At 33.0% G+C, this 21651-nt stretch carries 23 protein-coding genes and 3 pseudogenes; 15 read left to right on the top strand and 11 right to left on the bottom strand.

Features of this window, described 5'->3' with window-relative positions; genetic code table 11:
• Nucleotides 1-109: 109 nt before the first annotated feature.
• Nucleotides 110-391, top strand: coding sequence for a YolD-like family protein (locus FOT98_RS19725; RefSeq protein WP_088030121.1), 282 nt, complete (start codon nt 110-112; stop codon nt 389-391).
• 497 nt (nt 392-888) lie between these two features.
• Here the strand turns inward: FOT98_RS19725 and FOT98_RS19720 are convergent, their stop codons facing one another.
• On the bottom strand, nt 889-1479 hold the full coding sequence (locus FOT98_RS19720) for a TetR/AcrR family transcriptional regulator (RefSeq protein WP_063263345.1): 591 nt from the start codon (nt 1477-1479) through the stop codon (nt 889-891).
• Between the two features lie 213 nt (nt 1480-1692).
• On the opposite strand from FOT98_RS19720, the gene FOT98_RS19715 reads away from it, so the two are divergent.
• Nucleotides 1693-3207 (top strand): DHA2 family efflux MFS transporter permease subunit, encoded by a 1515-nt coding sequence (locus tag FOT98_RS19715; RefSeq protein WP_063263344.1) that lies wholly within the window; start codon nt 1693-1695, stop codon nt 3205-3207.
• 166 nt (nt 3208-3373) lie between these two features.
• Nucleotides 3374-4609, top strand: a complete 1236-nt coding sequence (locus FOT98_RS19710) for a cytochrome P450 (RefSeq protein WP_063263343.1) — start codon at nt 3374-3376, stop codon at nt 4607-4609.
• A 250-nt stretch (nt 4610-4859) separates the two neighbouring features.
• On the opposite strand, the gene cyoE is transcribed toward FOT98_RS19710, so the two are convergent.
• Entirely contained in the window at nt 4860-5777 is a 918-nt protein-coding gene (gene cyoE / locus FOT98_RS19705) for a heme o synthase (RefSeq protein ID WP_063263342.1), read from the bottom strand.
• Between the two features lie 181 nt (nt 5778-5958).
• On the opposite strand from cyoE, the gene FOT98_RS19700 reads away from it, so the two are divergent.
• Both FOT98_RS19700 and FOT98_RS33010 read left to right on the top strand, forming a co-directional pair.
• Complete coding sequence (locus tag FOT98_RS19700) at nt 5959-6576, top strand: TetR/AcrR family transcriptional regulator (RefSeq protein WP_063263341.1); 618 nt, start codon at nt 5959-5961, stop codon at nt 6574-6576.
• Nucleotides 6577-7370: 794 nt separating this feature from the next.
• Nucleotides 7371-7466: pseudogene (locus tag FOT98_RS33010) on the top strand (YolD-like family protein); the annotation flags it as partial.
• 295 nt (nt 7467-7761) lie between these two features.
• On the opposite strand, the gene FOT98_RS19690 reads toward FOT98_RS33010, so the two are convergent.
• Nucleotides 7762-8895: a zinc-dependent alcohol dehydrogenase gene (locus tag FOT98_RS19690; protein ID WP_063263340.1), complete on the bottom strand. Its 1134-nt coding sequence runs from the start codon at nt 8893-8895 to the stop codon at nt 7762-7764.
• A 229-nt stretch (nt 8896-9124) separates the two neighbouring features.
• Between FOT98_RS19690 and sasP the strand changes: the two genes are divergently transcribed.
• Nucleotides 9125-9337 carry a small acid-soluble spore protein, SasP family gene (gene sasP, locus FOT98_RS19685; protein WP_063263339.1) on the top strand — a complete coding sequence of 71 codons (213 nt, stop codon included), beginning with the start codon at nt 9125-9127 and terminating at the stop codon, nt 9335-9337.
• 294 nt (nt 9338-9631) lie between these two features.
• Nucleotides 9632-10147: a DUF3231 family protein gene (locus tag FOT98_RS19680; protein WP_063263338.1), complete on the top strand. Its 516-nt coding sequence runs from the start codon at nt 9632-9634 to the stop codon at nt 10145-10147.
• Between the two features lie 35 nt (nt 10148-10182).
• On the opposite strand, the gene FOT98_RS19675 is transcribed toward FOT98_RS19680, so the two are convergent.
• The gene (locus tag FOT98_RS19675) at nt 10183-10659 is read right to left on the bottom strand and encodes a YndM family protein (RefSeq protein ID WP_063263337.1); all 477 of its coding nucleotides are present in this window, start codon (nt 10657-10659) and stop codon (nt 10183-10185) included.
• Nucleotides 10660-10933: 274 nt separating this feature from the next.
• On the opposite strand from FOT98_RS19675, the gene FOT98_RS19670 reads away from it, so the two are divergent.
• Nucleotides 10934-11146: an alpha/beta-type small acid-soluble spore protein gene (locus FOT98_RS19670; RefSeq protein ID WP_000069660.1), complete on the top strand. Its 213-nt coding sequence runs from the start codon at nt 10934-10936 to the stop codon at nt 11144-11146.
• A gap of 236 nt (nt 11147-11382) precedes the next feature.
• Here FOT98_RS19670 and FOT98_RS33000 read toward each other — a convergent pair whose 3' ends face one another.
• Nucleotides 11383-11520 (bottom strand): YqcI/YcgG family protein, encoded by a 138-nt coding sequence (locus FOT98_RS33000; protein WP_235608041.1) that lies wholly within the window; start codon nt 11518-11520, stop codon nt 11383-11385.
• A pseudogene (locus FOT98_RS32995) lies at nt 11519-11674 on the bottom strand (YqcI/YcgG family protein); the annotation flags it as partial. The gene FOT98_RS33000 and the pseudogene FOT98_RS32995, both read right to left, overlap by 2 nt.
• Nucleotides 11675-12151: 477 nt before the next feature.
• Here FOT98_RS32995 and cotF point away from each other — a divergent pair.
• Entirely contained in the window at nt 12152-12634 is a 483-nt protein-coding gene (gene cotF, locus FOT98_RS19655) for a spore coat protein CotF (RefSeq protein WP_063263336.1), read from the top strand.
• A gap of 487 nt (nt 12635-13121) precedes the next feature.
• Here the strand turns inward: cotF and FOT98_RS19650 are convergent, their stop codons facing one another.
• The 3 genes from FOT98_RS19650 to FOT98_RS19640 all read right to left on the bottom strand — a co-directional run bounded on the left by FOT98_RS19650 (nt 13122) and on the right by FOT98_RS19640 (nt 15732).
• The gene (locus FOT98_RS19650; RefSeq protein WP_063263335.1) at nt 13122-13979 is read right to left on the bottom strand and encodes an MBL fold metallo-hydrolase; all 858 of its coding nucleotides are present in this window, start codon (nt 13977-13979) and stop codon (nt 13122-13124) included.
• Between the two features lie 459 nt (nt 13980-14438).
• Nucleotides 14439-15188, bottom strand: a complete 750-nt coding sequence (locus FOT98_RS19645; protein WP_063263334.1) for a glucose 1-dehydrogenase — start codon at nt 15186-15188, stop codon at nt 14439-14441.
• A gap of 106 nt (nt 15189-15294) precedes the next feature.
• Nucleotides 15295-15732: an Lrp/AsnC family transcriptional regulator gene (locus FOT98_RS19640; protein WP_000372089.1), complete on the bottom strand. Its 438-nt coding sequence runs from the start codon at nt 15730-15732 to the stop codon at nt 15295-15297.
• A gap of 142 nt (nt 15733-15874) precedes the next feature.
• Between FOT98_RS19640 and FOT98_RS19635 the strand changes: the two genes are divergently transcribed.
• Together FOT98_RS19635 and FOT98_RS19630 are read left to right on the top strand one after the other, a co-directional pair.
• Nucleotides 15875-16456 (top strand): DJ-1/PfpI family protein, encoded by a 582-nt coding sequence (locus FOT98_RS19635; protein ID WP_063263333.1) that lies wholly within the window; start codon nt 15875-15877, stop codon nt 16454-16456.
• Between the two features lie 129 nt (nt 16457-16585).
• Nucleotides 16586-17230: a LysE family translocator gene (locus FOT98_RS19630; protein WP_000587495.1), complete on the top strand. Its 645-nt coding sequence runs from the start codon at nt 16586-16588 to the stop codon at nt 17228-17230.
• A gap of 406 nt (nt 17231-17636) precedes the next feature.
• Here the strand turns inward: FOT98_RS19630 and FOT98_RS19625 are convergent, their stop codons facing one another.
• Together FOT98_RS19625 and FOT98_RS19620 are read right to left on the bottom strand one after the other, a co-directional pair.
• Nucleotides 17637-17930: a hypothetical protein gene (locus tag FOT98_RS19625; RefSeq protein WP_063263332.1), complete on the bottom strand. Its 294-nt coding sequence runs from the start codon at nt 17928-17930 to the stop codon at nt 17637-17639.
• 318 nt (nt 17931-18248) lie between these two features.
• Nucleotides 18249-18887 (bottom strand): HD domain-containing protein, encoded by a 639-nt coding sequence (locus FOT98_RS19620; RefSeq protein ID WP_001174222.1) that lies wholly within the window; start codon nt 18885-18887, stop codon nt 18249-18251.
• Between the two features lie 698 nt (nt 18888-19585).
• On the opposite strand from FOT98_RS19620, the gene FOT98_RS19615 reads away from it, so the two are divergent.
• From FOT98_RS19615 to FOT98_RS19600, 4 genes and pseudogenes are all read left to right on the top strand, one after another.
• Nucleotides 19586-20497, top strand: a complete 912-nt coding sequence (locus FOT98_RS19615) for a pyridoxamine 5'-phosphate oxidase family protein (RefSeq protein WP_063263331.1) — start codon at nt 19586-19588, stop codon at nt 20495-20497.
• Nucleotides 20498-20515: 18 nt separating this feature from the next.
• Nucleotides 20516-20836 carry an iron-sulfur cluster biosynthesis family protein gene (locus FOT98_RS19610; RefSeq protein WP_001166648.1) on the top strand — a complete coding sequence of 107 codons (321 nt, stop codon included), beginning with the start codon at nt 20516-20518 and terminating at the stop codon, nt 20834-20836.
• Nucleotides 20837-21301: 465 nt separating this feature from the next.
• Nucleotides 21302-21457 (top strand): annotated as a pseudogene (locus FOT98_RS19605) (IS607 family transposase); the annotation flags it as partial.
• Nucleotides 21454-21651, top strand: a 198-nt coding sequence (locus FOT98_RS19600; RefSeq protein ID WP_186292130.1) for a helix-turn-helix domain-containing protein, incomplete at its 3' end; no start/stop codon positions are given. The pseudogene FOT98_RS19605 and the gene FOT98_RS19600, both read left to right, overlap by 4 nt.

Raw genomic sequence — 21651 nt, 5'->3', positions numbered from 1 at the left:
TTGTTGAATAAGAAGTAAAATTGTTTTACATATTAGTCATATATAATACGTAAAATCCTTTGTTTTTTATGATTTTTTACAATTTAGGTCTTGATAACGAATGGCTAGTATGCCAGAGCAGTTCGTCTGTATTAAAGAAATGATACAGGAGCAAACAAAAATCTCGCGTCCAATCTTAACGCAAGATGCCAAAGAAAGGATTGAAAATAAGCTGTTAATTTCATATTTAGGTGAAGAAGAGGTTTTACTTACATATTATAAAAATGGCTGTCTATATAAAAATTACATAACAGTAGCTGATATAAATCCATTAAATAAGACGATTACTTGTACGGATGCTTTTCGTAATCAAAGGATATTAAAGTTTTGTGATGTAATGGAAGTGGAGTAAAGTGTGACTGGAATCCACATTTGAACCATAACTTTGCCATTTTGGCAAGGTTATGGTTCTTTTTGTTTGCGGCAAAGATATGCTTCCTCTTTAAAAAGTAAATAGCTAAAGTATATTTTTAAAAATTTTCATGGGTGAAAAAGAGCAAGCATCCTAACACTAGAAGAGTTATGACTTAGGTAAATTACTTAACAGAAAAAAATCGAGTTGAAACCGTGAGGGCTGATAACACAGTAATCTCGATTTGTGGAAAGGAATTTAACTATGAGAAACTAAATTTAAAAAAGGTCATCAACTAAAAAACACTAATCTTATGTAAGATTAGTGTTTTTTGGTATTTTCCTCTTGTTTTTGAGTATGATTACTGGCTAATCTTGTGGGGATCAAACGCCACGAATTTAATGTAACTTTATATGGCATAAATGAACTTTTCGCTCGATAGATCCAGGCAATTGTACCTTTCAGATTTCTGTAAGTGATTTTAAATCCACACCAACTCAAACTTCTTTATTACTCGACTTAAAAAGTATATACAACTTCTTGGCAAGAAATTGTGGTGTATACGGCATGTCCCTATGTAACCACTTCACAATTGTGCCAATTAAAGCTGAAGAACCGTACCAAATAACAATATCTTTTGGCATGTCTTTAGTAACGAGAAAGGGGTGATTTTCTGTTCTCTCTGTTATTTTGTCTGAAAGTGTATTTAACAAGCGTTCTGTAAAAATCGGTGTTCGCCTAGAACCAAGAACTACTTTATAGAATTTAGCATTGTCAGCAATGTACTCAAGTAGGTCTACGAGTTTTAACCATTCTATATCCTCAGAGGAATCTGAGAGGTTTTCCGTACTTATCATTATCTTCTCAATATCCTCGACCATTTCCTGTGCCATTTTCTCCAACATGTCATGAATATCACGATAATGGAGATAGAACGTAACACGATTAATGGTCGCACGTTCTGCAATTTTATTAACTGTTATTTTGCTAATTTCCATCTCTTGTAGAAGATCTATTAAAGCCGATTTGATTAACTGGCGTGTACGGATGATTCGAGGGTCTACACGGGACTTTGGATGGTTTGTCATATCTAATCACCTTTCCTATTAATTAGAAATTTACAATATTATAAGTTCTGTCTATTATCTTAAACTTTATTAACAGAAAGCATAAGAAGTGATAACTAATAGACAGTTATTAAAAAATTGTCTGTTGTCATAATAATCTATAATAATGTAATTTATATAGTGTAAATTATTCAACACTTTGTAAAAAAAGTCTACGTTAAAATTAGAAAGGATATGAAAGAATTGCATAATCAGACTAAAACAGTCCCCAATTCGATAAAAAAAGGACCTATTATGTTCATTATGATTTTAGGTGCTTTTCTTGCAACATTAAACCAAACACTCATGAGTGTCGCTACTCCTGAACTTATGGTTGAATTTAAGATTTCAGCTACAACAGCCCAGTGGTTAACAACTGGTTATATGCTAGTAAACGGCGTCTTAATCCCTATTACCGCATATTTAATGCAACGGTTTACCACACGTGAACTTTTTCAAACTTCCATGCTTATATTTCTAGCTGGAACCATTGTTTCAGCTTTAGCAACAGGATTTCCTGTCTTGTTAACCGGACGTATGATTCAAGCAGCCGGTGCAGGAATTATTATGCCATTGCTTACGCATGTTATTTTGACCATCTTCCCTCGCGAAAAGAGGGGAGCAGCTATGGGAATGGTGGGACTTGCCGTCATTTTTGCACCAGCAATTGGTCCTACAATTGCCGGATACATGATTGATAACTATAAATGGGAGACGATGTTTTACGGAATGATTCCATTTACTATCCTTGTTATTGTGCTGGGGTTCATTTATCTCCGAAATGTATCCGACCGAATCAAGACAAAATTTAATATCCTAAGCGTCATTCTTTCGACCATTGGTTTCGGTTCATTAATTTACGGTTTCAGCCAGGCTGGAAGTCTTGGCTGGTCAGATATAGAGGTAATAGGTACGATTACTATAGGTATCTTAGCCCTTGTACTCTTTTCATGGAAGGAATTAAGATCACAAAATCCATTGCTTGACTTACGTGTATTTAAATACAATATGTTTTCTTTAACAACAATCATTAATATCGCAATTACTATGGTTATGTATGCAGATATGATGTTACTTCCGTTATATCTCCAAAATATGCGTGGTTTCACAGCCATTGAGTCTGGTCTTCTGCTTCTTCCTGGTGCGCTGGTTATGGGATTCCTTATGCCAGTTACCGGTAAGCTATTCGATCGCTTTGGTGCGAAATGGTTAGCTATTATTGGAATGACAATTACCATTATTACAACAATGGGCTTTATCAACTTGACAGATTCCACTAGTTATATCTATTTGATTCTCATGTCAACAGGACGTCGCGTTGGTATGGCCTTGATGATGATGCCGATTCAGACTGCAGGTCTAAATCAATTGCCACAACGGTTAAATGCACATGGAACAGCAATAAGCAATACGATTCGTCAAGTTGCCGGTGCTGTCGGTACTTCGCTTCTCGTGACAGTTATGACGAGCCGTACGAAATCACATCTGCAGGATATGGTTCCTACCGCAACAGCTAAAGGATTGAATCAAAAAGAGCTTGTTACAGAAGCCTCTATACAGGGGATTAATGACGCTTACCTTGTCATCATTGGAATTGGTATCATCGGATTAATACTTTCCTTCTTTATAAAGAAAGTTAAACAGGCTTCCGAATTAGAATCTAACGTTCCCGCAGAGATGGTAACTACAGAGAAATTAAAAATAAATTAAAACCATTTGAATTCCCGAATCAAAAAGAAGAAATTTATACCAACTGTTAGTCATCATATTTGGAGTAAATCGTTTCTATCTTATGCTGGCTAGGAATGAGATGTACTCCAAATATGACTATTTATAGATTGAGTTATAAAATTTGTATTTTTAAGGAGGAATATCAGTGAAAAAAGAGGTAATTGCAATTCAAGAAGTCCCTAATTTCCAGACGCGTACTGAAGAATTTTTCCCTTTAAAGTGGTATAAAGAAATGCTTCACAATCATTCTGTTTATTTTCACGAGGAAACAAATACATGGAATGCGTTTAAGTATGAAGATGTTAAGCAAGTGTTAACCAATTATGAATTCTTTTCAAGTCAAGGGCCTAGAAGCGGTATTTTTGTCGGTGATAATAAAAATCAAAAAAACACTTCACCTATAACAATGATTACGTTCCTTGATCCTCCTGACCATCGAAAAGTACGGTCCTTATTGGCAACAGCTTTCACTCCCCGCAGTTTAAAAGAGTGGGAACCCCGTATTCAACAAATTGCAACGGAGCTTGTAGAAAACATACAAGGAAATTCTACGATTAATATCGTGGACGCTTTGGCATCCCCTTTACCTGCTCTAGTAATAGGCGATTTATTTGGCGTACCTGCACAAGGTCAAGGTCAGTTTAAAGATTGGATTGATATTTTGTTCCAACCATACGACAAAGAAAGGTTAGAAGACCTTGAACAACAAAAACAAAAGGCAGCGAAAGAATATTTTGAATATCTGTATCCTATTGTAGTTCAAAAACGTTCGAACCTTTGTGATGATATTATCTCTGATTTGATTCGAGCTGAAGTGGATGGGGAAAAACTTACGGATAATGAGATTGTACAAACAACTATGTTACTTTTAGGGGCAGGTATTGAAACAACTAGTCACGCAATAGCCAATACATTCTATTCATTGCTTTATGATGACAAGTCATTATATGAAACACTAAGAAAGGATATAGGTCTAGTCCCTAAAGCCGTTGAAGAAATGCTTCGATATCGCTTTCATATTTCAAAAAGAGATCGTACGGTCAAAAAAGATAATAATCTATTAGGGATTGAGTTAAAAAAAGGTGACGTAGTCATTGCTTGGATGAGTGCATCCAATATGGATGAAAATATGTATAGCGATCCTTTTTCTATAGACATTCATCGCTCAAATAATAAAAAGCACCTAACTTTCGGAAGTGGTCCACATTTTTGTTTAGGTGCACCTCTTGCACGATTAGAAATGAAAATTGTATTAGAGGTATTCTTACAAAAGTTTTCTTGTATCGAACCAGTTGAAGGGTTTGAATTAGAAAAAAACTTAACTGCTTCTGCTACGGGACAGTCCTTGACTTATCTACCAATGAAAGTTTATGGGATTTAGCCCATACCCATCAACTTAAGAATTTTATAATAAACCAGGATGAAGATTCTATGTGTGCTACCTCAGTTTGATTTATTATATTTCAATTTCACTATAATAAAAAAAAGAAAACATCGAACTTTCTTAACACCAAGTCTACAAGTAAAAGAAGACATCTTAATCGATGTCTTCTTTTCAAAAACACCATCCTTTCCTATACTCTATTGAAAGAATAGTATTTTTTCGTGTTATGACTACAAAATTATAATTTTTATAAATCAAAAAAAATGCCCATAAGAGAATATATAATTACAGTCGAAAACAAGATAGTCATATGAAGAAGTGAATAAACAAACATTGATTTTGCCCATTTCTCTGAATCCATTTTTTTATAGCCGAAAATACTTAAGACGAGCCATAAAATGCTTAAAAGAAGTGCTACTAACGTAAGACCGAGGCTTAAAGAGCTAAATAGGAAACTCATTGCAATTAAAATGATTAAATAAATATTAGTTTGCAAATATGTTCTTTTAACACCTTTGACTACTGGAAGCATAGGAACTTTAGCTGCCTTATACTCATCGTGTTTGCGAATAGCTATAGCATAGAAATGAGGCATTTGCCAAATGACTGTAATCACAAAAAGACCAAGAATAGCAGGATGTGTAATGTCTGGATAAATAGCAGCCCATCCAATAAGAGGGGGCATTGCTCCTGAAATACTTCCAACCTCCGTATTATAAATTGTTCTTCTTTTACTCCACATTGTATATGGGACAATATAAAAAAATAAGCCTAAAAACCCTAAGAATGCTGCTAGCAGAGTTGTTAATGCAAGAGAAAACAATCCCAAGATGGTCATTAAAATACCTAGCCATAATACAGCTTTTGGTTTTATTTCTCCTGTCACTGTGGGTCTATTTTTTGTTCTCTCCATAATAGAATCAATATCACGATCATACAAGTTATTAAAAGCTCCTGCTGCACCCATTACTAAAATAGAGCCAATCAAAGCAAATACTATTTCTGGAAGTTTCTCAAACAAGCTAATCTGATATGTATATAATGCCAATGTTAATCCAGCAAACATTGGAATCAGGTTTGATTTAATAATCCCGGTTTTAACTGTTTGCGCTAAAATTTTTGCTGGAGTCTGTTTTGGTGTTTTAAGGGAATCTATCTTTTGCATTATTTCTCGTCTCTCCTTTTACTAGATTATCTATAATTTTCATAATCTAATCTAAAATGACATTATTGCTGATTATTTAATACATAGATTCCTTCCGTAATTTAAATACCAAACGGAATTTATATACTATATGGTATATTAGTTCTATATGATATAATTGTCAAGATACGGAGGAGGAGAAATGATCAAACGAAGATTAACTCAAGAAGAAAGAAAAAAGGAAACACGGCAATTACTTTTAGAATCAGCTGTTGAGGTCTTTGCTCAATTAGGCTTTCACGGAGCTTCTGTTGATAAAATTGCAGAGTATGCCGGGTTTAGTAAGGGAGCCGTTTATGCTCATTTTAATTCCAAAGAAGAGCTCTTTCTAGCCATATTGGAAAAACAAATGCGTTTACACGTGAATAACATCCATCAAATAATAGACCAACAGCATTCATTATCACAATTCATCGGAATTTTGGATGAATATTCTCTTTCAAGTAGACAAAAAAATCGAACATGGAGCATGCTTAACATGGAGTTTCTTCTTTATGCGATGCGTGAAGAATCGGTACGCCATAAATGGTCAAATATGATAACCAAATCGGTAGAACAAATTTCCAATGCTATTGAGAAATTGATGTCAAAAGAGAATGAGAATGAATCTGCTCTATCTGCTAACGAAATGGCATGGACTATTCTTTCATTAGAGAATGGTATGGCCCTATGTTATTATATTAGCGAAGAACATATGCCCTTAAATTTATTTGGAAAAGCATTACAAAATATGCTCCTGTCTCCTCGTCAAGAAGATTAGAAAATTCTCTTGTCTAAACAGAGTTTAAATACACAAACCTAAAAATAGAGTACAATTGTGAACATCAAATATCGAATAAGATAAATGGTTTTAATATACAAGTGATGTGTAACCTTTTTAAAACTATTAAGTATAAGTTATCTAATAAAAGTAAAAAATCACCTTAATATATATAAACTATACAATTATTATTAGAGAGTAGATTGATTATGCTTCTTATCATTAATCTATCAAGTTCTTTAATTTGATAAAAGGAAAGTACATATAGTTCATGTCTAATATATACTTTTCTATACTTCGTAAGGATATTTATACTTTAGATCTTGATAATACACAATATCAACGTTTTGTCGGTAGTACATATGCTATTCAAGTTAATCTTTTAAAGATTCCTAAAACATCGCCTTATCTCTAAATAGCTATTTAAGGGCCTTCAGCTCATCTTTTTCTTTTTGGGGAACAATGAATTTCTTAGCTTGATGGTGATGTGGTGCTACCCCTTATACTAAATAATTATCAAAGCCTCAAAAAATAAAGTTTTTTGAGGCTTTTTTTATATAGTTAAGATGGATAAATAGAGGGTCTTTAATAGACCTTCTTATCAAAGAAATGAGGGAAAACATGTACTGATTTTTCGGAAATACTGATAAAAGCATTGTTTGTTTATTGATATTAAATATTATCTAATCGCTAAAATGAACTATTTTAGTTTGAAAAAATATATATTTATAAAACTTACATTGGAAAAGAGAGGGGAAAAGTTATCTGTTCTTAATTTCATAAGAAGAAAGCTATTTGATATAAATCCATTAAATAAGACGATTACTTGTACCGATGCTTTTCATAACCAAAGAATGTTTAAGTTTTGTGATGTAATTGGGGTGGAGTAAGGTGTGAATTGAATCTATATAAAGGTTTATGGCCAACCATGAATAAATAGTTGGCCATAGTGATCTTAAAGATCTATATCTTTTAATCCAGGACTATGCTCGTTTGACATTTGTTACTTAATACTTTAATGAATTTTTTACCAATTGATTGCTTCCTTAAAATGCAAAGTTTTTTGGAAGTAACTATTTTTGATATGAGATGAAAATGGGGGTAATAGCTACTTACAATTTAATAAAAAAGATAAGATTACGGAGTGTAATCTTATCTTTTCATAAAGAATAATAAATTGTATCTTCAAGGTTTCAAAATGACTTTTATACAATCATCTTCACGATTATTAAAAATTTGATAACCATAACTCGCTTCTTCAAGGGGGATTTTGTGTGTAATAATCTCTTTTGGATCGAATTCTTTGTTTGTTATTTTTTCAAATAGTTCTGGCATAAAATGAATAACAGGTGCTTGTCCCATTTTAAGATTAATATTTCTAACCCAAAATGCTCCAAGCGGGAATGCATTATAATTGCCACCATAAACCCCAGTCATTTGAACCGTTCCGTATTTTCTTACAGCTTTCGTAGCAATTTGAATAGGACCGAGAGTACCACCTTGTAACTTCAATTTTTGTTCTAGAAATTCTAGTGGTGATTTTTTCCCATCCATGCCCACGCAATCAATGACTACATCGGCACCGCCATGTGTGATTTCCTTTAAATGTTCTCCCATATCAGGAAATTTTGTAAACTCAAATACCTCAACATTGTTAATCTTTTTTGCATAATGTATCCGATAATCTAAGTAATCGACTGCGATTACGCGCTTAGCTCCTTGCATCCAAGCGAATTTTTGTGTCATTAATCCAACAGGTCCACAACCTAGGACGATAACAGTATCACCTGGCTTAACACCTGCGTTTATTACACTCCAATAGGCTGTTGGCAAAACATCGGATAAAAACAGTAGCGATTCATCTTCAAGTTCGCATGATTCTGGTATAACAAATGGAGTGAAATTTCCAAAAGGAACTTTTAAATATTCTGCTTGTCCACCTGGATGGTTACCAAATTTCTCTGTATAACCAAAGTATCCACCAGAATCATAATGAGGATTGGAGTTATCACATTGGCTTTCCATTTCATGTTGGCAATAAAAACAATGTCCACAAGCAACGTTAAAGGGAATAACAACGCGATCTCCTTTTTTTACTTTCGTAACATCTGGACCAACTTCTTCAACAATGCCCATTGGCTCATGACCAATAATGTACCCTGGAGGTAACGGCATGTTTCCTTGATACAAATGTAAATCAGAACCGCAAATAGCGGTTGAAGTAATTTTTACAATAATATCATCTTTTTTCTCTAACTTTGCATCATCCACCTGTTTAACTTGTACTTGGTTTGGCCCTTGATAGGTTACAGCTTTCATCTCATATCTCCTTAGGAATCATTTTTCATAATTTATATGTATCTCTTGGCAAAATAGAAATCGATACATAATCTTGTTATGAAAGTACGTTATGGCAACTCTTCTTCCTTATATCTTTTTCCCTATTTTAAGAAGAAACTCGATATTTATTCATAATCTAATTCCCATAAAAAGGATAATTATTATTTCGTGATTCGTAGCATATTAAAAACATTGGAGGTGAAACGATATGACAAACAATAATAGTGGAAATCGTAATGAATTGTTAGTTCGAGGCGCTGAACAGGCTCTTGATCAAATGAAATATGAAATTGCACAAGAGTTTGGTGTACAACTTGGTGCAGATACAACAGCTCGTTCAAACGGATCTGTTGGTGGTGAAATTACAAAACGTTTAGTAGCAATGGCTGAACAACAACTTGGTGGTAGAGCTAACCGCTAAGTAAATTGGCATACAATATAGCAAATATGTAAATCAATTTCTTTTGTATATGTATAAAAATAAAAACCCTTATAGTAAATGGATTCTCACTCAAAGATTATTGATAATCTTCTTTCATAATCTTTGAGTATTTTATTTGTAAACTACTTTCCTAAACAATAAACACGCAGTGTTGGAAAGGTGTTTTCCATGCATAGTAGAAAATCTTTTGCAGGAAAAAGCATACTTAAAAATTTGATTTCAATATTGAAATCAATATTTATTATGATATTTTCGAAAGGGAGGAATTTAAAAATGGGTATTTTAAGTGGAAATCCTCAAAATGAACCGTTACATTACGGAGAAGTATTTGATATTTGGAGTTATCTTTTAGCTGCACAAGGTGCAATCGCAAGCCATCAAGTGTTTATGAATCACACAGGTGACGAGGATTTGAAGAAGTTTTTAGAAAGCTTAATTGAAAATGATATGAATTCGGAAATAGAAGAGTTAAAAACTCTTTTAAAGGTTAATGGCGTAGCTTTACCGCCTGCTCCTCCAGAACGACCAGTTGCATCTATCGAAGACATTCCCCCAGGGGCACGTATTAATGATGTTGAAATAGCAGCAGCTGTTGCTACAGGATTAGCAGCTGGACTTGTGACATGTAGTCAAGTGATGGGAAAATGTCTTCGAGAAGATGTAGGGATGCTATTCGGACAATTTCATATGAAAAAAGCGCAAGCAGGTGTAACTTTGCTGCGTTTAAGTAAGAAAAAAGGATGGGTAGTTCCACCTCCGTTACATGTAAGAAATTCTGATCAAGCTTAATAAACAAAAATAAAAAAGTGGCATTGGCCACTTTTTTATTTTTTAGATGTATCCTCAACTTTGGATTTATTTAATGTGGAAGAGTCTATATATTCATCTGACATTTCCATAGCATATTTATCATGATGAATATGATTGTGATTTATTAATTCATTATCGTTACGCAGTACTAATCTCTTCATATAAATGTGGAAGAAAACCTCTATTCCGCCAATAATTAATGTGGCTATAAATGAAGACAGCCCAATATTATGAGTAGCATCTAAATTAGTAAATAAGGATGTTAAAAGCCAAATTCCGAAGAAGGTTAAGCCGAAATCTGCCATTGTAGCAATCATATTTCCGTATTTAGGCAAAATGAAGAGATCGCCGATTAAATAGGCAGCTCCTGTTAGGAAAAGAGAAATGAGTAATACTCTAGGAATTGAAATGCCTTGAAAGATACCGAGTACGATAAGTAATACTGCAGTTATCGCTGTGTATTTAATTAATAAAGCAACAATATGTTTCATCATTTTCCTCCATTGTTTAAATGTATATGAAATAAAATATTTCATTAAAAACGGGTTATGCTTTTATATAGCGTAACCCGTTTCATTTTTTGATGGAGGCATATTTATAATATCCCATGGCACGTATATTGTATTTCGTTCTCCTATACACTATTATTTTGGACTTAAATGGCAACAATTATACCTTCGAATTCGTGGTCGTAATTACCAGTTAATTAGCTATATATTTTAGCATGTAATTTAACATATTAAAGAAAGAAGGAGGTGAATTAATATGTCAAACAATAACAGTGGAAGCAGCAATCAATTATTAGTACGTGGCGCTGAACAAGCTCTTGATCAAATGAAATATGAAATTGCTCAAGAATTTGGAGTACAACTTGGTGCAGACGCAACAGCTCGTGCGAACGGATCTGTTGGTGGCGAAATTACAAAACGTCTCGTATCATTAGCTGAGCAACAACTTGGCGGTGGAGTTACTCGTTAATTTATATACAAAATGGATATAGAGGAGAGGCATGCCGTCTCTCCTTTCTCATACGTTTTTTAGTAAATAAGCCTAGTAGCGTTCATATTATTTAAGAGTTACAAATGCAAAATAATGGAAACTATCACTTATTGGAATCCGTTGTACGATAGGAATAGGCTTCTTTTTAGGATCCAGTATAGGGATTAAAATAGGCGGATCTTCAATTATTCTTATTCTGATTTTAACTGAATTTACTACATATATATTGTATTTGAAGTATTATCTTTTTGGCCGTAATCTTTCAAAGAGGGGTGAATAGGAGCTTTGTCATAAGCGGTTAGACGTTGCCGTATTAAGTTTCTTAGTTTTCTACGGCGTATCTTAGAATTCATAATTCCCTGTAAAGCCGTGTTGAGCTGAAATATAAGGGAAAAGCTTATTTTTATCTGTCATTTTTAATTTAAAAGAACAGAAAGCTTTGTGTTGCCAATGTGGAAGGGTAATAATATTTTTTTGTATAGAGTCTGTATCATAAAGTATAGTCATCTTTTTATCCCTCCTCCGCCATAATATATAACTTATTAATTAGGTGACTAATACAGTTGGAATAACTCCTTTTCTGTTTATTTAAATTAAATAATTTCATGGATAATCCCTACAGTGTAGTTAATATCTAATAATGTATAAATGTAAGTAACTATAAAATTCGGGGGAATATGTAAGTGCAATGTTCACATTTATATTATCTAACTAGTATGGTTTATAACGAAACGAGAAAGGATGTATTATGGTGGGGGTTTTTAAGGAAGAAAAGATTAAATTTATAGATTGTAAAGGTGAAGAAGTCATTTTGAAAATTAAGGATATAAAAAGTAGGGAAGAGGAATTAAGATTATTTTATAGTGATTAACATAGGAAATGAAAAGTAATGATAAATTAGGTTGAAATGAATTTATATAGTATAGGCCCCTTTTACATTTTTTTGCATAATGTAGCATGAATGAATTTTAAGGGGGAACATATATGTCTTATCCTAATCAGTTAGCTTGGCATGAAACATTGGATTTACATGAATTAGTTGCATTCCAAGCGAACGGCTTAATCAAATTAAAAAAGTCAGTTAGAAATGTACCTGATCAAGCACTTCAATCGTTATATGTTAAAGCTATAAATGCAATTCAAAACAATCTACAAGAGTTAGTACAGTTTTATCCGTATGCTCCTGAATTTCAATCGCAGCAGCATCGTGATGACACTGGATTTTACGCTGGAGATTTGCTTGGATTAGCAAAGACATCTGTTCGAAATTATGCAATCGCGATTACCGAAACTGCAACACCCCGACTTAGAGAAGTTTTAACCCGCCAAATAAATGGTGCTATACAATTACATGCGCAGGTTTTTAACTTTATGTACGAACGTGGTTACTATCCAGCTTACGATTTAAAGCAACTATTAAAAAATGATGTTCAAAATGTGCAAAAGGCAATACAAATGCAATACTAAAATGAAGACATGGAAATTATCTTTAGAGGAAAGCTATAGTTTATTTATAGAAGATCAAATAGTTAAGACTAAATGGTAATTTCCATTAACAAATTGATTAAATGCTAAAAACATAGCTTCCTTCAAAAATATTAAAGAAGTTATACTCACGCTGTTTTAGAATACAAGAACGTCTATTTTTATTTAGAAAATTATCTTCTAAATAAAAATAGACGTTCTTGAAATTTATGTTAAAAGTAAAAAAGAGCAGTTATTTACTATGCCTGCCCTTTAATGGTAAAAAATAAAGCCTGGGTAAGAAGCAGACTTTATTAAAGATAGTGTGTGCGAAAGCTCGATTTTTATTCCAAAAGAGTAGTTCTATTTTTAGGATATAGATATTGCCTACATTCAGTTGTTTAACAGATTAAGTTTAAAACCTTTTGAATGAGAATGTTGCATTATATTTTGATTCACTAAAATGAAAAAATAAAAAGTATTTTCGTGCTTAATGCATCTTTTTGTCTACATATTTTCCATAATCGGGTACAGCGATTTTATCAAATTCTTGAACGAGTGTTTTGAGGCTTGTTGATAGCAATTCACCTGACATTGGTATCCCATGTCCAGTAATAGCGACTAGAGGCTTTAATTGTTCTAATTTAATGACTGATTCTTTAGCGGCTTTCCAGTCTGTTGTTAAATAACGAGGGGGTCCGCTTATTTCCTGTTCCTGAGTAAATACTTTATATAGATATTCCTGTTTCACTGTAACAAAAGCATCACCAGCAATTAAAGTTCGGTCTTTTTCTCGAAATAATGAAATATGCCCAGGAGTATGCCCTGGTGTATGAATCCATCTAAACTCTGGCATATGAGGAACAGTTCCATCGGTAGGTAGTGCTTTTACGGTACTTCCTAAATCAATCGGTTCATTAGGGAACAGGGGAGACATTTTCGCGACCATACCACCTTCAACTGTTGGATCTGGTTCAGGATAGCTTTGTTGTCCAGTCAAGAACGGTATCTCCATTTGATGGGCATAGACTGGAACATCCCAATATTTAATGAGTTCAATTATTCCTCCAACATGATCAAAATGCCCATGAGTTAAAATAATTGCTTTTGGACGGCTATTTGTACCAAATCGCTTCTCAGTAACAGAGATAATTTCATTTGCACATTTAGGCATTCCGGCATCAACTAAAACAAAATCATCGGTATGCGGATTCCCAACAAAACATATGTTGACGATTTGAATCGTATAGCAAAATAAATCAGGCAATACTTCAAGGCCATGACCACTTTCAATTGAAGTTGCTGGAATAAACTTGTAATCACTTCCATAATTCATTTCCTTGTCCACTTGTTATCCCCCTTAATATGTTTCAATACGACATTATAGTTCCCTAATTTCTCGAATCCATTTTGGGGGATTTGAGAAAAAAATTAGTGGGGATTACAAAAATTAAGGTGGAGACATATCAATTTATATAAAGTGCAAACAGAAAATATTGATTTCACAATTGTAGTTTTTACTATTTTTTGAGGAGGGGTTATGACTTAATAAAAGATTCATCTGAATATTTTCATGTAGGTTTATAAAAATACATAACAGTAGCTAATAGAAATCCATTAAATGAGGCGATTACTTGTACCGATGCTTTTCATAATCAAAGGATATTTAAGTTTTGTGATGTAATTGAGATTGATTAAATTATGCTTTTCTATGCAGCAGACTTATTTTTTCGAGCCAACTGTATAGGAAGGTCCGTAGGGATTTTTCAAGGTCTATTAACAGACCTTGAAAAATCCCTCTTACCACCTATTCCTCATACATCATTTTCCTCGTCATTCCACCGTCTACGACAAGGTTTATACCTGTAACAAAATCATTTTCACTGGCTGTTAAATACAGACAGGCTCGTGCAATATCATCTGGTTTTCCTACACGCTTTGATAGATGCTGTTCATGATCAATTTTACTTAATTTTGAATAATCTCCGGTTTCAATCCAACCTGGGGAAATAGCATTCACTGTAATCCTATCTTCGCTAAATGAGGCTGCGAGCGCATGGGTAATAGCAACGATTCCGCCTTTTGTGGCAGCATAAGATTCTGAATTTGGCTCAGACATAATCGCTCTTGTAGAGGCGATATTCACAATAGATCCACCTTCTTTGTTATGACGCATATACTTTGCTGCTTCACGCGAACCTAAGAAAACACTTCTTAAGTTTGTATTGATCACATCGTCCCATTCTTCTAACGAAATATCGAAAGGGGACTTGAATAACTCTTTTCCGGCATTATTGATTAAAATGTCTATCTGACCGTATGTTTGATTAGCTACTTCCATTAATCGAACAATATCTGTTTCGAGCCTTACATCTGTTTGTACGAAAAGTGCTTCTTTACCCTGTTCTTTCATCTTAGTAACTGTTTTTGCACCTGCTTTTTCGTCTATATCTGCTAAAATAACATTGGCCCCTTTTTCTGCATAATGTAAAGCAATTTCTCTCCCGATTCCATTTCCAGCCCCTGTTATGATTACTGATTTATTAGAAAAACCCATTGTAATTACACTCCTTTTTAAAAAATATAACGTCTTTATTTTTTTATATAACATACAAAAATTATCTTTCTGCATAAGCAATAGTTAATTAATTATGCCAGTATTTTTATTCTTCACTAATAAAAGGAGTAATTATCTTTTTTTCATAAGAAGATAACACAATATTCGTTGATGGAGTACCATATTGCATTGAATCATCAATAAATTGTTCTAAACTTTCTACAGAATGTGTTGCTATTTTGACAATATAGCTAATTTCTCCTGCTACTCTGTAACACTCAAGTACATCTGGATGATTATAGCAAAAGTTAGATAATGATTTGCAATTTGTTGATTTAAACAGTATAAGTGCAGAAATTGGACGATTTATTTTTTTTAGAGAAACATGTGCATGGTAACCTTCAATAATTTGTTGTTCCTCTAACTTTCGTACTCGCTCAGTTACTGACGGGGAAGATAAGTGAACCGCTTCCGCTAAATCCTTCATTGAAATTTTTGCATTTGACTGTAATAGTCCCACGATTTTTTTATCAATTTGATCCATAAATTATCCAACCTTTTTTTATAAAATAGAATAACTTAAATTCTTTATAAAATAAAGCCGAACAATCAAATATCCTTATTGAACTTATTTATCAGCCTTCTATACTTGTATAAAATAAGGGTAGAAGGAGGCGGTTTACGATATGAAAAAGATTTTATTATTATTAGCTGACGGTTTTGAAGCAGTAGAAGCTAGTGTATTTACAGATGTACTAGGCTGGAATAAATGGGAGGGAGATGGATCAACCGAGGTCGTAACAGTTGGTCTTCGGAATAAATTAACTTGTACTTGGAATTTTACTGTCATACCGGAAAAAACAGTTGATGATATTCAATTAGATGAGTTTGATGCGCTAGCTATTCCAGGAGGGTTTGAAGAAGCTGGTTTTTATCGGGATGCATACAGTAGAGAATTCTTACATGTTATTCAACATTTTTATGCCAAGCAGAAGCCTATTGCCAGTATTTGTGTTGCATCATTAACGCTTGGCAAAAGTGGAATTCTTGTAGGTAAAAAAGCTACCACATACAGTCATCCAACGAGTAAACGAAAAGAGCAGTTAAAGGATTTCGGTGCAATAGTACAAAATGATTTAATTGTACAAGATGGAAATATTATTACATCATCAAATCCAGGCACAGCTTTTGATGTTGCGTTTTTATTACTTGAAAAATTAACATCTAAAAAGAATGCTGAACATGTAAAGGATCTTATGGGATTTTAGGCATTTATTCTTCTTATGAGTTTTTGGTGCTTGCTAGAAGTAATGTGAAAAGTCGCCGTGCTCTATTTACTAAACCAGAAAAAAGAAAAAGGGTTTAATTATTACAATACTTATAATAGGAGAATTTTTATGATTATAACACTTTTCACATATATTTTGTTAGGTCTATCTTTAGCGATACCTGCAGGTGCTATGACAGTCCAAATGACGAAACAAGGAATGAGAAATGGTTTCGTACATGGTTGGTTTGTAGGTATAGGAGGCATGACTGTAGATTTATCTTTAATAGTCCTGATTTATCTAGGGTTCTCTAGTGTATTAACCAATCCATGGGTAGAAACAGTTATGTGGCTACTAGGTTTTGTATTTTTAATGTTTATTGGAATAGAAAGTATTAAAGAAGCAAAGTCAGAAGTTAACATGGAGGGAGAAGATCCTAATAAATCTTTATTATCAGCTTATTTATCTGGTTTTATGATTGCTATATCACCGGCGAATATTGTATTTTGGATAGGGGTCTTTGGTCCGGTTCTAGTTTCTTCATTAGGTAATGCAAGCACATCTACATTTATATTAATAGCTGTAGGTATTTTATTAGGTATCTTAATGCATGATATGATCTTACTCAGCTTTGTTCATTTTACTAGACGTTTTCTAAATCCAACTTTTATTAAAAGGGTATCTATATTTGCTGCAATAGTCCTATTCGGATTTAGTGGTTATTTTGGTTACGAGTTTATAAAACAAGTAATGACTTTTATCTCAAAAGCATAGTTCTTATAAACTTAAATAGGATGGTTATAAGGTGAATGGAAAAGATACGTATTTTAAACGTAACGTAATTGTAAATATGTTATATCACGTAGGCACCCCCTCAGGAATTCATTGATCCCTGAGGGGTCTTTTAAATTCCTTACACGTAGCCTTTAGAAAAAGAAACGACCTCTCCTATAATTGATGTTGTATGAGCTTAGCTCGATAGCGATGAGGTACTACCCGCATTTTAACGAAAATATAGGCTAAGCAAATTTCGATATAAAAGAAGCCGGATTTTCTACTTTAAGAAACTTTCGGCTTCAATTCGTTATAAGTTAGTTGCCACTTCGTTTTCTCCATAGTCTTTCACTATTTTATAAAAAGTATTTTTCTTTCGTTTCAATAGCCCCGAACTTAACTCCCGTTAGTTCTCTATTTTTTTGTTCTCTTCGAAAATTCTTCTTATGTAATCTGTTGCGACTTCTTGTAAACAAGTTCTTAAGTCCTGGCTTAAATAGCGATAAATTTGCAGCTGTCTTTTAAAGTATTCTTGTTGTTTTGTGCTTGATTTTTTGATCATATCAATCACAGCATCGTATTCGAACAGGAAATGTTTTTTATTAACTTCAATTATAAAAACATCATTTTGAACAGGGTTTTCAAAGAAAAATCGCTCAAAGAATGTAGGTTGTGTCTCGTTATGTACAAGTTTTAACATAGAGTATTGCTCCTTTTACTGTATGATTTTATATTTTGTCATCTAATAATTTTTCTAAGATGGGGTAGTATCACATCACTATCAAGTTGAAAAATACGTTCTTCCTCAAAACGAAAAAATGAATTGAATTTCTATGGACAACTATGAAAGGATGAAGCTTTCGTTTGTGGATACTTCAAAATCTTAGGTTGATGGTAAGTATGGTACCCCCTAATTGTCCCCTTTGTATTTTTGGAATTATTAGATATTTTTCATTTGAAAAAGCTTGCCATGAATGAAAATGGCAAGCTTTTTATCTCTATGGCTAATATTTAATTACTATTCTTTCCAAGGTGAATGTAAAACGCAATCACAGAAATTTTTGCGTTTAAAGCCTGGAAGAAGTAACGAGCAAACATCTGCTTTAATGTTTCCAAAAGTAGTTTCAGGTTTATGAGCGAAACCTTCAAGGAAAGCAGGAAGGATTTTTTGTTTGAAATTATCTCGAGGGAAAGCAGATACAACTTGCTCGCGAATTTCCTCTGAAATTTCGTCATATCCATCCCCCATAACATCGTATCCTACTCCAGAATAAATCAATGAAACTTGGGGTTCTTTATATTCAGCAATTCCAATCGTTGTGTGAAGTGCAATCGAATCCCAAACCAGTCTAATTGACTCATTATCCATGCCATGTTGTTGAAGAAAACTACGTGCAGCATTTGCACCATCTACTTCAAAACGTTTGTCTGGACTACTAAATTTCTTTGTAAGTCCAAGATCATGGAATAGAGCGCTAACATATAATAGCTCTTCATCATACTTAAGATCAGCCTTTTTCCCTTGAAGGGCACCGAATAAGTAAACACGATTTGAATGATTCCAAAGTAAATCGTTACCATATTCACGAAGAATTTCTTGCGCCTCTACAGCTATTTTACTATCTGGAATTACGATACCTGCAACTGTTTTTTGCATATAAATTGCCTCCTATAAATAATTGATATTGTCTAATTTTCTTGCTAGCTCATGAGCTTAACTTAATTATATAAAGCAGCTATTATTTATCAATGTAATCGTTTCTATCGTTTTCATAGAAAGTATCTATGATTAAGGTTTCAATAAATCATCAAGAAACAAACTCAAATAACTACTTTTAACTTAAAAAACTTTGGTGCTTCCTATTTCACAAATTAAATCTATCCTTAATATAAATGTTTTATGTACTCAAAATAATAGATGTCATCTATGTTAACTATAGAAATTATAGAATTGATTAATAGTTAACTGAGAGTTAAACTGAAGTTGCTTTACAAGATAGCAATACGAAATGATAAGTAACTTTAATAGACAAAAAATCTCACGATAAGGGGTATATAAAGTATCTTGTAAAGCGTGGCTTTAAACGTAAAGATATCTGTATATATTTAGGTTAGAACTTAAAGGTAATCCTTTGAATCCATTATGCTTTTGCAAAAGGGGACTAGTGTGAAATGAAGTTATTTTCTTGAAGTGAATGGCTTTCATTCTTCTATGTATATGAATAAAAAGTAATGAAAGCTTGTTGATGGCAAAGATTATATTATCAATGTTTGCTTTATGTTTTTTATTTCATTTAAGTATTTGAATGTATTTTAGCTAGTCCGCTATTGGAAAGTAGATTGGAGGAATTATATATGGAAGTTTTTCATTCTGGAGAGCGTACTGTACACGATTTACTAGGTGTACAAAAGATTGCAAACTCTGCAAGCACAATGATTCAACAGACATTGCCGAAGAAATTTATGAATTTTCTCAATGGACAGAATTCATTCGTAATGTCTTCTATGGATCAAAGAGGAAGAGTTTGGAGTTCATTTTTAGCAGGAAACCCTGGGATCATACAAGCTATCGAAGCCGACATAGTTAAAATCAATACAAAAATAAATGAAGGTGATCCTTTATTATTAAATATTTTACAACACAAGGAAGTAGGAATTTTAGTAATTGATTTTGCTTCTAGAATAAGAGTACGAATAAATGGTAAGGTTTCGATGATTTATCCAGATGGAAGCTTTGAAATCAAAATTGAACAAGTATTCGGTAATTGTCCTAAATATATACAGGCGAGAAGATTCAAATATAAAGCTGTTGAAGAAATTGTAAATAAGAAATTTCATCCGCGTAACACTTTAAATAAAAAGCAACAGAATTGGATTAGTGAATCCGATACTTTTATTATTGCAAGTGCAAGTTCTGAGGGAAAGATGGACATTTCTCATAGGGGTGGGATGCCAGGATTTGTTCATGTCATTAATGAAAATACAATTGTATTTCCAGATTACTCAGGAAACATGTTGTTCAATACTTTAGGAAATATTGTTCAAAATCCCAATGTTGGGTTACTGTTTTTTGATTTTAATACTGGGGATACATTACAAATCACAGGAGAAGCAAGTATCATTTGGAACATTGATAAAGATATTCTCTCAAAGTTCCCTGGTGCGCAACGTTTAGTACAATTTCAAGTAATTGAAGTACTTGAAGCACCTTGCTATGAATCTTATAATTGGGAATTCGTAAATTATTCTACTTTCAATCCAAAATAGAAAAGGCGGGAAAATAATATGCAAATTAATATTACTGTTACAGAAGCTGCTATTAAACATTTCGAAAGTTTAGAGACTAAATATCCTAACCATTTTCGATTTCTACAATATGAAATGGGAGGCTGCGGGCGTCCATTGGATGGGGTTGTAAGAATACAATTAATTAAATCAGATGTAGGTTTCGAAGAAATTCAAACAAACTGGAAATCATTTTATATAAACAAAGCCTCTTTAGCTTTTCTTGATGATAATTTAACTATTGATTTCTTTGAAGGATTTCAAATTAGAAGCTCTAGTCAAACTTATAGTCACAACATCCCTTTAGAAATTGAAAAATAAGGGTACTCATTGTTAAATATAGAAATCTTTAAGCTGAAAGATGAAATAAATCATATATAGCAAAAGAATTTTTGTAAGGGGAAGGATATAGAACATTAATATACTCACTAAGCAAAATTATTATCGAATCTCAAATAATAAAAACGTAATTTTCTCTAATAAATTTAATTAGAGAAAATTACGTTTTTGCATAAATGAAGGAATAGAGCATTTAGAGTAAAGGGAGAGTATGAAGCGATTATAAGGTTAAAAAATCAAGGGTTTCTTATAATATGATAAAGATATGAAAAGAAATGTAATTATTATTAAAAAATAAAGGAGAAAGAAACAGCAAACAAAAACATAGAAAAAAGTAGGCATATATAGTAAAAAGTAATTATGAAACAATATAAACCGAAAGAATTTTCAGAAATGCTTAATGTCTCTGTTAAGACATTGTAAAGGTGGGACAATCAGTTTCTTCGTAAAATGGGAGTGGAAATTATGATTGTTAACAATGAAAAACTATCTCCTCAAGAAGAACTTGTTCAGGATTTAATATCTATCATTCATGTATTTAGCTGTAGAATATATGGGTTGAGAAAATACAAAAAGAAAATGTCGGAGGATGGAGACTTATGAAAAGAGCATATGTAATAGAAATCAAACCGACAACTGAACAAGTTAGTAAAATCCGTCAAACTATTGGGGTGTGTCGATATGTATATAACCTGTATATTTCTAAAAATAAAGAGGCATATGAGTCGGAGGGGAAATTTCTTAGTGGCTATGACTTTTCCAAATGGCTAAACAACATTCATACAAAAGAGTGTGAT

The organism is Bacillus sp. HY001 (genome assembly GCF_007558965.1).
Classification (GTDB): domain Bacteria; phylum Bacillota; class Bacilli; order Bacillales; family Bacillaceae_G; genus Bacillus_A; species Bacillus_A mobilis.
Note: the sequence above shows the minus strand (reverse complement) of the source record. Positions and strands in the feature narration are given on the sequence as shown.